Source organism: Novosphingobium sediminicola, from assembly GCF_014196525.1.
GTDB classification, from domain to species: Bacteria; Pseudomonadota; Alphaproteobacteria; order Sphingomonadales; family Sphingomonadaceae; genus Novosphingobium; species Novosphingobium sediminicola.
Map to the genome: position 1 here is coordinate 1 of NZ_JACIDX010000016.1, position 12,222 is coordinate 12,222.

Consider the following 12,222-nt stretch of genomic DNA (forward strand, 5'->3'; position numbering starts at 1 on the left):
CTCAGTTCGCTGTTCTCTTCGGCGATCGTTTCGTTCGGGCCATGGCGGCCTGATGTTCAACCGCCGCCCCGTACACGGAATTCCTGACACTCCCCTTCCGGTTCCAGCAAGGCGGCATGATGTTTGGTCTTGGGAGTAATGAGCGCACCGCGCAGAACCGATGTCGGATCAGTCTCGGCGCGTCCCGTGGCCACTGCATAGCGAAAGACGCGACTGGCAAAGGATCGGCACCGGCGAGCCGTCTCATGTTTCCCATGGGCTTCTATGCGCTTCAGCGCGGCCAGAACATCAATAGGCTTCAGGTCGGCAACTGCATTCCTCGCGATGGGAGACAATTGCTCCAGCAACCAATTGGCTTTGGTGGCCGTTGTATCGGCCCGACCTTCGACAACCATCTTGTCGATATATTCCTTGGCGACATCGCTGAAGGTGTTGGCCGCCTTGTAGACCGCAACCAGCTTGTTGTGCTTACGCTCGGCGACCGGATCAATGCCGTCATGAAGTTTTCTACGGGCGTCATCGCGTTTGCGGCGAGCTTCGGCCAAGCCTACATCGGGATAGCGTCCCAAGGCGATCCGCTTGTCTTTGCCGAGATGGCTGAACTTGTATCGCCACAGCTTGGAGCCATTGGGATGGACCTCGACATAGAGGCCGTTGCTGTCCGTGCATTTGTAAACGCGGTCGCCGGGCTTCAGCGCGCGAATCTCGACATCCTTGAGGGCCATCACCGTTCCTTTCTTCGGATCGGTTCTGGCCCGGAAAGCGCCTGCGGAAACCCGCATGGATGACCCCCAAAAAGGGTGGGCCATCGGCAAACGGGCCATGAGATTGAAGCGGGCCATCGGTGGCCCACTTCATGGCCCGTTTTGCTCTGAGATGTGGTGAGATACGAAGACACATCCCGGGACAGAACCGAGAAGAAAGTGCCATATTTCAGGGGTTTTATCGATCCTCCCGGCCGCTGGCCGGGAGTGCAAATGGTGCCCAGGAGAGGACTCGAACCTCCACGCCCTTGCGAGCGCTAGCACCTGAAGCTAGTGCGTCTACCAATTCCGCCACCTGGGCACATTTGCTTTTTGGCGCCGAGGCTTAGCGTCCTTTCGGTTGCTGCCCGCGCCGGGTAGGACCGCGCCTCTAAGCGGACCTTCGAATCCTGTCAACGCAAAAAGGACATTTTTTTCGCGAAACTGAAAAGTTTTTTTGCGCGCCCCCGATTTGCCCCTCTGGCCCGATTGCATCGGATGGTCCGCCATACCATGTTGAGCCCGCACAATTGCTGGGGAGAGCGAGCATGAGTGACCTTTTGCGCGATGCCCTGGTGGTGGTCACGGGGGGGAGCGGATTTGTCGGCGGGCATCTGGCCCATGCTTTGCTGCGCAGCGGGGCGCGTTTGCGAATCGTCAGCCGCCACCCGGAAAAGGCATGGATGATTCGAGGACTGGGCGATCCGGGGCAGGTCGAATTTGCCCGTGCCGACCTGCGCGATGGGGCCGCCGTTGCGCGGGCGCTGTCGGGGGCGGACGCGGTGGTCAATCTGGTAGGGCTGTTTTACGGGCCTCTGGATGCGGTACAGGGGCGCGGGGTGGAAAGCCTCGCCCGCGCGGCGCATCAGGCCGGAGCGCGCGCCTTCGTCCATATTTCGGCCATTGGCGCGGATGCTGCCTCAAGCGTGTCCTATGCCAGCAGCAAGGCGGCGGGCGAGGAGGCTGTGCGCCAAGGCTTTGCGGGGGCCACGATCCTGCGGCCCAGCGTGATCTTTGGTCAGGACGACAATTTCCTCAACATGTTCGCGCGGATGATGCGGATGGTGAAGGCTTTGCCCTTGCCCGCGCTGTTGCCGGTGTTTGTGCCTGATGGGCTGTTGCAGCCGGTGCTGGTCGATGATGTGGCGCGCGCGATTGTCGCCGCGCTGGCCGATCCGGGGCGTCATGGCGGGCAGACCTATGAGCTGGGCGGGCCGGAGGTGGTGTCCATGCTGGAGCTGAACCAGCGGATCGCGCGGGCGGTGGGCGGCGGCATTCACCTGCTGCCGATGCCCGATCTGGCGGCGCGGATCTTTGCCGCGCTGCCCGGCACGCCGATTTCGGCCGATCAAATCGCCCTGCTCAAGGCGGGCAGCGTGGTGGGTGATGGCGCGCAGGGTTTTGCCGCGCTGGGTCTCACCCCACGCCCCATGGGCCTCTATCTCGACCGCTGGTTCAGGTCATAGGTCCGGCAAACAGCATCGGGTCCAACCGCGCCTCGCGCCAGCGCATGCCCCAGTGCAGATGCGGCCCCGTCGCGCGCCCGGTCATGCCGACCTTGCCGATGGGCTGGGTCTGGCTCACCCGCTCGCCCTCGCGCACCAGCAAGGCGCTGGAATGGAGGAACGCGCTGACCAGCCCCATGCCGTGGTCAATCATCAACAGATGGCCCTCCAGCGTGAAGGGTTTTTCTGCGGCCAGCACCACCACCCCATCGGCGGGGGCCAGATAGGGCGTGCCAGCGGGCATGGCGACATCGCTGCCCGAATGATAGGCGCCCGGCGTGCCGCGATAGACGCGCTGTGATCCGAACAGGCCCGAAATCCGCCCCTTGACCGGCCAGATGAATTGTTGCTGCCAACCCTCGGACAAAGCCCCTGCGCGGCGCGCGGCGTCGATGCGCGCCACTTCCTCGGCGCGGATGCGGGCATATTCGCCTTCGGGAATTGCGGGTGGGCGAAAGGGGGCGTTGATCTGTTCGATGCGCCATGCGCGCGGGGCAATGTCCAGCCCCAGCACCGCCTGCGTCCCACCCGGCGCCGATGCGGTCAGTTTGGCCACCGGCCCCGCATCGCGATCAAACGCAATCAGAAAGCGCCCCAGCGGATCGGTGGTCAGCGCCGCGCCATCGAGCGCGATCTGCCACCCCTTGGGCGCCTGTCCCTGCGCCCAGCCGCCTTGCGTGGTTTCGCCGCGCGGAAAGGTGATCGGGCCAACGTCGAGCGAAAAGCCATAAGCCGCCGCCGGGGCCAGCGAGGCCAGCCCACCCAGCACTACGCGGCGTGTTATCACTGGCCCAGTAAACGCTTCGTTGCCAGTTCGGGCGTGGCATAGGCCTCCTGATGCTCGACGCTCCAATAGCGCAGCGACTCAAGCGCAATCGCCTCGCCCGATACGGCGCAAACGACATGGTTGCCGCGCGAAAGCATAGTGAAACCATTGGGTTCATAGCGCAGCACCGCCGCGCGATCCGGGGAGTTCATCAACATGGACTTTCTATAGCACGATCAGCCGAACAAATCATCCTGCGCGGATGGCGGCGATTTGGCGCGAGGCGCGGGGGCGGGGCGTTTTGCCGCAGGTTCCGGCGCGGGGGTCGGTGCGTCGCCGGGCGCGACCTCCAGCAGGCCATCGCGGAAATGCAGCGTCAGATGGCTTTCCCCCGCCGCCGCGCTGCGGTTGGTCAGGGTGCGGCCATCGGGCGCAGTGACGCGGACATAGCCACGCGCCAGCACATTGTCGGGGTTCAAACTGGCCATGATCCGCGCCACGCCATCCAGCCTTTGCCGGTCATGGCGCAGACGCTGGGCCAGCAGGGCAGGGTTCAGCCGCTGGGCCGACAGACGCGCCTCGGCATGGCGCAGGCGGGCTTGCAATAGGCCCGGCGTCAGCGGTCCGGCGGCGCGCTGCAACCGCATCCCCGCCTTTTGCGCCACATTGCCCAAGGCGCGGCGCAGGCGTTCGCTCGCCTCGTCCAAAGCCTGCGCCTTGGCCGCAATCAGTTCTTCGGGCGTGGGCAATCGCTGCGCCCGCGCCTCCAGCCTTTCGCGGCCCAGCACCACCGGGCGCACCACCGCGCGGCGCGAACGCAGCCCCAGATCGCCGACAAAGGCGCGCAATTCCTCGCGCACCGGCACTGCCATTTCGGCCGCCGCCGTGGGTGTGGGCGCGCGCATATCGGCGGCGAAATCGGCCAGCGTGGTGTCCGTTTCATGCCCAACGGCGGAAATCACCGGAATCGAACATTCCGCAATCGCACGGACCACGATTTCCTCGTTAAACGACCACAGATCTTCGATCGACCCGCCCCCGCGCCCGACGATCAGGACATCGGGGCGCGGGATCGGCCCATCGGGGGCCAGCTCCGAAAAACCGCGCACCGCCGCCGCCACCTGTTCGGCCGCGCCATTGCCCTGCACCAGCACCGGCCAGAGGATCACGCGGGACGGAAAGCGGTCGGCCAGACGGTGCAGAATGTCGCGAATCACCGCGCCCGTGGGCGAAGTGACCACCCCGATCACGCGGGGCAAAAACGGCAACCGGCGCTTGCGGCGCGGATCAAACAGGCCCTCGGCCTCCAGCCGCGCCTTGGTTTTCTCCAAAAGCGCCAGCAAGGCGCCTTCGCCCGCGATCTCCATGCGGTCGATCACGATCTGATAATTGGATCGCCCCGGATAGGTGGTCAGCTTGCCGGTGGCGATGACTTCCACCCCATCCTCAGGCCGGAAACCCAGCCGGGCAACGCTGCCCTTCCACATCACGCCGTCCAACCGCGCGCCCTCGTCCTTTAACGAGAGGTAGAGGTGGCCCGATGCCGCGCGCTTTACCCCCGACAATTCGCCCCGCACGCGCACGAAAGCAAAGCGATCTTCGACCGTTCGCTTCAAAATCGCAGAAATCTCGCTGATCGAGAGGGGTTCCGCGTTGTCGCCGCGCGCGGCTTTCGCTACGAGCGCGCCGGAGAGATCATCATCGGAATCGAAAGAGGCAGGCATGAATATCCTTTTGCTGGGTTCGGGCGGGCGTGAACATGCTCTGGCGTGGCGTCTATCGCAATCCTCGCTTCTGGCAAACGGTGGAAAGCTTTTTGCCGCGCCGGGCAATCCGGGCATTGGCGAACATGCCGATCTGATTTCGCTGGATGCGGGCGATCATGACGCTGTGCTGGCTTTCTGTGAAGAATATCAGATCGGTTTCGTCGTGGTCGGGCCGGAGGCGCCGCTGGTCGACGGGCTGGGCGATGCGCTGCGCGGGGCGGGCGTGCCGGTGTTCGGGCCGAACAAGGATGCGGCCCAGTTGGAAGGTTCCAAGGGCTTCACCAAGGATCTGTGCGCGCGGGCCAATATCCCCACCGCCGGATACCAGCGCGTGACCTCGCTCGAACAGGCGCTGAGCGTTCTGGATCAGTTCGGCGCGCCGGTGGTGGTCAAGGCCGACGGTCTGGCCGCGGGCAAGGGCGTGACCGTGGCCATGACCATGGACGAGGCGCAGGACGCCGTGCGCGATATTTTCGCCGGGCGTTTCGGGGATGCCGAGGCCGTGATCGAGGAATTCATGGAGGGCGAGGAGGCCTCCTTCTTTGCTCTCACCGATGGCGCGACCATCGTGCCTTTCGCATCCGCGCAGGATCACAAGCGCGTGGGCGATGGCGACACCGGGCCGAACACCGGCGGCATGGGCGCCTATTCGCCCGCCTCGGTGCTGACCGCCAAGCTTCAGGCCGAGGTGATGACCCGCATCATCGCCCCCACGGTCAAGACGCTGGCGGATGAGGGTATGGCCTATTCGGGCGTGCTGTTCGCAGGCCTGATGCTGACGCGCGAAGGGCCCAAGCTGATCGAATATAACGCCCGCTTTGGCGATCCGGAATGCCAGGTCATGCTCTCGCGCCTGACCAGCGACCTTGGCGAATTGCTGTTCGCCTGCGCCACGGATCGGCTGGGCAGCATTCCTGCGCCGCAATTTTCCGATGATACCGCGCTGACCGTGGTGATGGCTGCCGATGGCTATCCCGGCACGCCGAAAAAGGGCGGTACGATTGAAGGGATCGAGGCGGCGCAGGCCAATGGCGCAAAGGTGTTCCATGCGGGCACGGCGATGGCCGATGGCGCGCTGGTGGCCGCCGGTGGGCGCGTTTTGAACGTGACGGCGCGCGGGGCGAATGTGACCGCCGCGCAGGCTGCCGCCTATGCCGCCGTGGATGCGATCAAGGCGCCCGAACTGTTCTGCCGCCGCGACATTGGCTGGCGCGAAGTGGCGCGCGAGGCCGAATAAGGCGCTTTGCCGGGAGCGTTACGGCGCTCCCGGCGCGGATTTACGCATAGACCGAGAAAGTTGCGCCTGACGGGCCGCTGGGAGGCGGCGTGGGGGCGCCGCTGCCGCCATTGGCCTGTCCGGTGGCGATGGCGGCCGATGCGGCGGCCACGGCGGCCTGCGCCGCATTGTTGGCGGCCACAGCCGGGGCGGCGGGGCTGGAAATGCTCATGGTCATGGGGTCGTCCTCTCGATTTTAAGCGTAGGTGCTGAAACCGGTGAAGCCATCATTGGGCTGGCGCGGCGTGGTCTGGCTGGGGTCGGTGACGCTGGGCGGTTCGGCCTTGGTCATCGCGGTCGCCTTTTCGACAGCCGGGGTCAGCGGGGTCGCTTCATACACCGTCCGACTGGCCGGGGTGCCGTGTACAACGGGAGAAACGGGCGATACTCCTGCGGTCATTGCTTTCGTCCTGTTGAGGCCGGAACGATACCGGCTTGTCCCAATCGCGCAGAAGATCATGACCGGATTGCCCCATCCCGGCCGGATCTTTGGCGCGCATACGACAGAACGAAAACCGCCGGGCCTTTTTAAGCCCGGCGGTCAGATTTTTTAGCAGCTATGCGCGGTGGCGTTTTACGCGACTGCGTCGGCCACCAGCGCCTTCAGGTCAGCCTCAGGCCGCGCGCCATAATGCGAGATGATTTCCGCCGCGCAGATCGCGCCCAGCGTCAGGCAGGTGTCCAGCGCCATGCCGCGCACATGGCCGAACAGGAAACCGGCGGCGAACAGATCGCCCGCGCCCGTGGTGTCGACCACCTTGTCGATCGGCTGGGCCGGAACATGGGCGACCTCGCCCCGGCGCACGGCATGGGCGCCCTTTTCGCTGCGGGTGACCACAACGCAGGGCACCTTGGCGGCCAGTTGGTCCAGACCTTCGTGGAAATCCTCAAGACCGGTCAGCGCGGCCAGTTCGTGTTCGTTGGCGAACAGGATGTCGATCTGGCCTTCCTCGATCAGCGCGCGGAAATCGTCGCCATGGCGGGCGATGACAAAGGCGTCCGACATGGTGAAGGCCACCTCGCGGCCCGCCCCGCGCGCGGCGGAAATGGCGCGGCGCATTGCGCGGCGCGGTTCTTCCGGGTCCCACAGATAGCCTTCGAGATAGAGCACCTTGGCCGAGGCGATCACGCTTTCATCCAGCGCGTCGGCGGGCAGGAACTGGCTGGCGCCAAGGAAGGTGTTCATCGTGCGCTGGCCATCGGGGGTGACGAAGATCAGGCATTGCGCGGTGGCCGGTTCGCCATTGCGCACGGGCGTATCGAAACCGATGCCCCCGGCGCGGATGTCATGGGCAAAGACATGGCCGAACTGATCGTCGGCCACCTGGCCGATAAAGGCGCATTGTGCGCCAAGCTGGGCCAGACCCGCCAGCGTGTTGGCCGCGCTGCCGCCCGAAATCTCACGCGCGGGGCCCATGGCGGCGTAAAGTTCACGCGCACGGTCGGGCTCCACCAGCGTCATCCCGCCTTTGGCCAGACCCAGAGCCGCGATCTGTTCCTCGGATGCGGGGGCCAGAACATCGACAATGGCGTTGCCGATGGCGATGACGTCGATGGTGGGCTCGGACATGGGTGTGGGCTGCTTCCTGCTGTGTGATTGAACGCCTTGCCCTAGCGGCGGCGGGCTTTGACCGCAACCGGCATTGACAGGGGCCTTGGCCGTGGCATGAGCAGGCGCCATGCGCTTTTTCCTCCTGCCCCTGCTGCTCGTCCCGCTGATCGCCGCTTGCGGAGAGCAGGGGCCGGTGGCCAGCACGCCGCGCGCGCCTGTCAGGCCTTCACAGGTTCCCGTCGCCCCGCGCCGTCAGCCTGTGCCCGCGCCGGTGGTGCATAGCGCGCCGGGGCTGGAGGGGGTGATCGGCGCACGCGCGGCCGATCTTGCGCGATTGTTCGGTCCGCCGCGTCTGGATGTGCAGGAAGGCGATGCACGCAAGCTGCAATTCGTCGGGCCTGCCTGCGTGCTGGATGTCTATCTCTATCCGCAGGCGGGCGGGGGTGAGGCGCATGCCACCTATGTCGACGCGCGGCGCAGCACCGACGCCAAGGATGTGGACCGGGCTGCCTGCGTGGCGGCCTTGCGGCGCAAATAACGCTTTATCGCTTCTGACAATTTGGTTCATTGGGCGGCAAGGCGCGGTTCGTCATTTCGGCTTTGGGGGCGCAAACCGAAAGGAATGCTCCAAATGTCGAACTCGTCTAACGACTTTCATGGCAGCGATCTGCCCGGCTATCATCCGGCCCGACTGAACCCGGATGATGCCGAAGCACTGCTGGCGATCAACGCGCATCTTCGTTCGCCCTCGCCCGAATGGGTGAGTTTTATTGGGGAGACGCTCTCGCACTGGCTGGTGGAGCAGCGCGTTCCGCATGGCGTGGTCGATGACGCCAAGGCGATGTGGCTGATCGAGCGGATCGACGAGGGGGGCGAGGTCAATTCGCCCGCCGCCCTCAACCTGTTGCAGCGCTGCTGTGTCAAAGCCCAGCGCGTGCCGCAGCGCCTGATGCAATATCTGCAGGTGCAGGAGGCGAGAATGGCTTGAAAAACCCCGGAGGCCCATGAGGGGGCCTCCGGATCTGGTGTGTTTAGACCGTAAAGCTCTCGCCGCAGCCGCAGGTGCCTTTGGCATTGGGGTTGGCGAAGACGAAGCCTGCGGTGAAATCATCCTCCACCCAGTCCATCGTGCTGCCGATCAGGTAAAGCACGCTGGCGCTGTCGATGAAGAACAGCCCGCCGGGCGTCTCGATCTTTTCATCCAGCGGACCGGCTTCGTTGATGTAATCGACCGAATAGGCCAGACCCGAACAGCCCCGACGCGGGGTGGACAGCTTGACGCCGATCGCGCCCTCGGGCGCTTCGCTCATCAGCTTGGCCACGCGCGCTTCTGCGTTCGGCGTCAGCAGGACGGCGGCGGGGCGAGGTTTGCGCATGGTTGTTGTCATCTTACAGCATCCCCAGTTCGAGGCGGGCTTCATCGCTCATCTTGGCCGGGTCCCATGGCGGATCCCAGACGAGGGCCACTTCGGCGTCGCGGATGCCGGGCACCGCCGAGACGCGCAATTCGACCTCGCCGGGCATCGATTCGGCCACCGGGCAATGCGGCGTGGTCAGCGTCATGGTGATGCTGGCCGAACCTTCCTCCGTGATTTCCACGCCGTAAATCAGGCCCAGTTCGTAGATATTGACCGGGATTTCGGGGTCGAAGATCTCTTTGAGAGCGTTGATCACGCCCTCATACAGTTCGCCGCCCGGCTCATGCGGGGTCAAGCCGGTGGGCTGCTGCGAGAGGAAGCCTTCGAGGTAGTCGGCCTTGCGCGCAACCTTGTCGGCGATCTTTTCGATCTCGCCATCAGCGCCCAGCGCCGGGGCGCCGGGAATCTGGGCCGACACATCCACCCGCGCGCGCGGCGGGGTGGGGGCATCGCTCACTTCTTCCACGGTGAAGCGGGGGGTGTCATCGGAAGTCGTGTCAGTCATCAGCCGAAGATCCTCTTCGTGCGTTCAATGCCGGCGATCAGCGCGGCAATATCGCTTTCGTCGCTATACAGGCCAAAGCTGGCGCGGGCGGTGGCGGGCACGCCAAGATGGTCCATCAAAGGTTGGGCGCAGTGATGCCCCGCGCGGATGGCCACGCTTTGATGTTTTGGGCCCGCCTCGTCCAGAATCGTGCCCAGATCATGGGGATGCACCCCGTCGATCACAAAGCTGACGATCCCGGCGCTGTCCTCGGGGCCGAACACGGTCACATCGTTCATCGCCTGAAGCGCGCCGCGCAGGGTTTTGACCAACCCGGCCTCATGCGCATGGATGGCGGAAAGGCCGATGCTCTGCACATAATCGACGGCGGCGGCAAAGCCGATGGCCTCGATGATGGCCGGAGTGCCCGCCTCAAAACGAGTCGGGGCGGGGGCCCATGTGGTCTTTTCAAAGGTGACGCGGTCGATCATCGACCCGCCGCCCTGCCATGGTGGCATGGCGTCAAGAATCTCGGCCCGCGCCCAGAGCGCGCCGATGCCGGTCGGCCCATAGAGCTTATGCGCGGAAAAGGCGTAGAAATCGACGCCTAGCGCGGCCACATCAACGGGCAGGCGCGGCACGGCCTGACAGCCGTCGATCAGGATCTTGGCCCCTACGCCATGCGCCAGCGCAACGGCGCGTTCGACATCCAGCACGCTGCCCAGCACGTTCGACACATGGGCCAGCGCGACCAGCTTGTGCGCGGGCGTCAGGATGCGCTGCGCCGCGTAGAGGTCGATCCGGCCATCGGCGGTCAGCGGGCAAACGTCGATTTCGACGCCCACCCGGTCGCGCAGCAATTGCCAGGGCACGATGTTCGAGTGATGCTCAAGGGTCGAAATCAGAATGCGGTCGCCCGCCTTCAGATTCGCCCCGCCCCAGCTCTGCGCGACAAGGTTGATCGCCTCGGTCGCGCCGCGCGTGAACACGATCTCGCCTTCCAGTCCGCCGATGAATGCAGCCACCTTGCGGCGCGCCTCTTCATAGGCCAGCGTCATATTGGCGCTGCGGGCGTAAACGCCGCGATGCACGGTGGCATAGTCGCGGCCCATGGCGTTGACCGTGGCGTCGATCACGGATTGCGGCTTTTGCGCGGTGGCGCCGGAATCAAGGTAATGCCAGCCACCAGCCAGCCCCGGAAAATCGGCGCGGATTTTGGCCAGATCCAAGGTGAGGGTTTCCACGCTCATAGCAAAGCCTCCAAAGCGGCCTGCGCGGCGGCCTGCAGATTGTCCTCTTCCTCTGCCCCGTCAAAGGCTTCGGCGATAAAGGCCTGCAGCATCAGCGCCTTGGCCCGCGCCGGTTCGATCCCGCGCGCGGCCAGATAGAACAGGCCATTGGCATCCAGCTCGCCAATCGCGCAGCCATGGGCGCATTTGACATCGTCGGCATAGATTTCCAGCTCGGGCCGCGCATTGGCCTGCGCCGTGCGGTCCAGCAGCATCGCGCGCACCGATTGCGATCCATCGGTGCCATCCGCGCCCTTGGCCACATAGACCTTGCCCAGCACGCTGGCGGTTGATGTGCCGCCCGCAACGGAGCGGATCATCTGGTGGCTGCGCGCATTGGGTTCGATATGGCGCACGGTCGTCACGATTTCGGCGGTCTGATCGCCGCTGCTCAATTGCACGCCGCCCAGATGGAAATCCGCGCCCTCATGCAGGGTGGCCTCGATCTCGATGCGCGCATAGGTGTCGGCGGTGTTGAGCACATGGACGGCGGCCTTGGCCCCGGCCTCCAGCACCAGCGAGAGGCGCACCACGCCGCCCTTGTTCACAATCGCGCGCGCAAATTCGCCGCCCGCCGCAACGGTGACGCTTTCCGCATCGGGCAAGGGCCAGAGCGTTTCCAGCGCGCCGAGGTCGGCATAGCGCCATTCCTCGGCCTTTCTGGTGGGCAAGGTCGTCATGCCGCGACGCCTTCGTAGCCGCCTTCTTCCAGCGCCAGCGCCAGTTCCGGCCCGCCCGATTTGACGATGCGGCCACCGGCCAGCACATGCACGAAATCGGGCTTCACATAGTCGAGCAGGCGCTGATAGTGGGTGATCAGCAGCACGGCCTTGTCGGGCTTGCGCATGATCGCATTGATGCCCTCGCCGCAGATGCGCAGCGCGTCAATGTCGAGGCCTGAGTCCGTCTCGTCCAGAATCGCCAGCTTGGGGTCGAGGATGCCCATCTGCACCATCTCGGCGCGCTTCTTCTCGCCGCCCGAGAAACCCACGTTGACCGGGCGCTTCAGCATGTCCATGTCCATCCGCAGCAGCGCGGCCTTTTCCTTGGCCAGCTTCATGAACTCGCCGCCCGACAGCGGGGGCAGGTCATGGAACTTGCGCTGGCTGTTCAAAGCCTCGCGCAGGAATTGCAGGTTGGACACGCCGGGGATTTCAACCGGATACTGGAAACCCAGAAACAGGCCCGATGCCGCACGCTCATGCGGGTCCAGCGCGAAGAGGTCCTGCCCGTTGAACGTGGCCGAGCCCTCGGTCACTTCATAGCCCGGACGCCCGCCCAGCACATAGCCGGTGGTCGATTTGCCCGCGCCATTCGGCCCCATGATTGCGTGCACCTCGCCCGCGTTGATGGTTAGGTTCAGACCCTTGAGGATCGGCTTGTCCGCAACAGAGGCGTGGAGGTTTTCAATGGTCAGCATGGT

At 64.9% G+C, this 12,222-nt stretch carries 16 protein-coding genes and 1 tRNA gene; 4 read left to right on the plus strand and 13 right to left on the minus strand.

Features of this window, described 5'->3' with window-relative positions:
* Window positions 1-56 precede the first annotated feature (56 nt).
* Window positions 57-842, minus strand: a complete 786-nt coding sequence (locus tag GGR38_RS18220; RefSeq protein WP_246404962.1) for a tyrosine-type recombinase/integrase — start codon at window positions 840-842, stop codon at window positions 57-59.
* Window positions 843-978: 136 nt separating this feature from the next.
* Window positions 979-1,065, minus strand: a tRNA-Leu gene (locus tag GGR38_RS18225).
* Window positions 1,066-1,291: 226 nt separating this feature from the next.
* Between GGR38_RS18225 and GGR38_RS18230 the strand changes: the two genes are divergently transcribed.
* A complete protein-coding gene (locus GGR38_RS18230) occupies window positions 1,292-2,209 on the plus strand; it encodes a complex I NDUFA9 subunit family protein (protein ID WP_183627590.1) in 918 nt (305 codons plus the stop codon).
* Here the strand turns inward: GGR38_RS18230 and GGR38_RS18235 are convergent.
* The 3 genes from GGR38_RS18235 to xseA are packed head-to-tail and all read right to left on the minus strand — an operon-like array spanning window position 2,199 to window position 4,738.
* A complete protein-coding gene (locus GGR38_RS18235) occupies window positions 2,199-3,035 on the minus strand; it encodes a M23 family metallopeptidase (RefSeq protein ID WP_343059166.1) in 837 nt (278 codons plus the stop codon). The genes GGR38_RS18230 and GGR38_RS18235 overlap by 11 nt on opposite strands.
* Window positions 3,032-3,232 carry a DUF2093 domain-containing protein gene (locus GGR38_RS18240; protein WP_168603283.1) on the minus strand — a complete coding sequence of 67 codons (201 nt, stop codon included), beginning with the start codon at window positions 3,230-3,232 and terminating at the stop codon, window positions 3,032-3,034. The genes GGR38_RS18235 and GGR38_RS18240 overlap by 4 nt, the downstream gene beginning before the upstream one ends.
* An 18-nt stretch (window positions 3,233-3,250) precedes the next feature.
* On the minus strand, window positions 3,251-4,738 hold the full coding sequence (xseA, locus tag GGR38_RS18245) for an exodeoxyribonuclease VII large subunit (protein WP_183627591.1): 1,488 nt from the start codon (window positions 4,736-4,738) through the stop codon (window positions 3,251-3,253).
* On the opposite strand from xseA, the gene purD reads away from it, so the two are divergent.
* A complete protein-coding gene (gene purD / locus GGR38_RS18250) occupies window positions 4,737-6,017 on the plus strand; it encodes a phosphoribosylamine--glycine ligase (protein WP_183627592.1) in 1,281 nt (426 codons plus the stop codon). The genes xseA and purD overlap by 2 nt on opposite strands.
* A gap of 40 nt (window positions 6,018-6,057) precedes the next feature.
* Here purD and GGR38_RS18255 read toward each other — a convergent pair whose 3' ends face one another.
* The 3 genes from GGR38_RS18255 to GGR38_RS18265 form a co-directional block, all read right to left on the minus strand.
* Window positions 6,058-6,234 (minus strand): hypothetical protein, encoded by a 177-nt coding sequence (locus GGR38_RS18255; protein WP_172340069.1) that lies wholly within the window; start codon window positions 6,232-6,234, stop codon window positions 6,058-6,060.
* Window positions 6,235-6,252: 18 nt separating this feature from the next.
* Window positions 6,253-6,456 carry a hypothetical protein gene (locus tag GGR38_RS18260; RefSeq protein WP_183627593.1) on the minus strand — a complete coding sequence of 68 codons (204 nt, stop codon included), beginning with the start codon at window positions 6,454-6,456 and terminating at the stop codon, window positions 6,253-6,255.
* Window positions 6,457-6,630: 174 nt separating this feature from the next.
* Window positions 6,631-7,626, minus strand: a complete 996-nt coding sequence (locus tag GGR38_RS18265; protein WP_183627594.1) for an adenosine kinase — start codon at window positions 7,624-7,626, stop codon at window positions 6,631-6,633.
* Between the two features lie 109 nt (window positions 7,627-7,735).
* Here GGR38_RS18265 and GGR38_RS18270 point away from each other — a divergent pair, with 109 nt between their 5' ends.
* Window positions 7,736-8,146: a hypothetical protein gene (locus GGR38_RS18270; RefSeq protein ID WP_183627595.1), complete on the plus strand. Its 411-nt coding sequence runs from the start codon at window positions 7,736-7,738 to the stop codon at window positions 8,144-8,146.
* Between the two features lie 93 nt (window positions 8,147-8,239).
* Window positions 8,240-8,596, plus strand: a complete 357-nt coding sequence (locus GGR38_RS18275; protein ID WP_172340073.1) for a hypothetical protein — start codon at window positions 8,240-8,242, stop codon at window positions 8,594-8,596.
* Between the two features lie 43 nt (window positions 8,597-8,639).
* Here the strand turns inward: GGR38_RS18275 and GGR38_RS18280 are convergent, their stop codons facing one another.
* Genes GGR38_RS18280 through sufC form a run of 5 tightly spaced genes read right to left on the minus strand, consistent with a single transcriptional unit; the run spans window position 8,640 to window position 12,219 of the window.
* Complete coding sequence (locus GGR38_RS18280) at window positions 8,640-8,996, minus strand: HesB/IscA family protein (RefSeq protein ID WP_183627596.1); 357 nt, start codon at window positions 8,994-8,996, stop codon at window positions 8,640-8,642.
* Window position 8,997: 1 nt separating this feature from the next.
* A complete protein-coding gene (locus GGR38_RS18285) occupies window positions 8,998-9,531 on the minus strand; it encodes an SUF system Fe-S cluster assembly protein (protein ID WP_183627597.1) in 534 nt (177 codons plus the stop codon).
* Entirely contained in the window at window positions 9,531-10,760 is a 1,230-nt protein-coding gene (locus GGR38_RS18290; RefSeq protein ID WP_183627598.1) for an aminotransferase class V-fold PLP-dependent enzyme, read from the minus strand. The genes GGR38_RS18285 and GGR38_RS18290 overlap by 1 nt, the downstream gene beginning before the upstream one ends.
* Window positions 10,757-11,479, minus strand: coding sequence for a SufD family Fe-S cluster assembly protein (locus tag GGR38_RS18295; protein WP_183627599.1), 723 nt, complete (start codon window positions 11,477-11,479; stop codon window positions 10,757-10,759). The genes GGR38_RS18290 and GGR38_RS18295 overlap by 4 nt, the downstream gene beginning before the upstream one ends.
* A complete protein-coding gene (gene sufC, locus GGR38_RS18300) occupies window positions 11,476-12,219 on the minus strand; it encodes a Fe-S cluster assembly ATPase SufC (RefSeq protein ID WP_183627680.1) in 744 nt (247 codons plus the stop codon). The genes GGR38_RS18295 and sufC overlap by 4 nt, the downstream gene beginning before the upstream one ends.
* Window positions 12,220-12,222 lie beyond the last annotated feature (3 nt).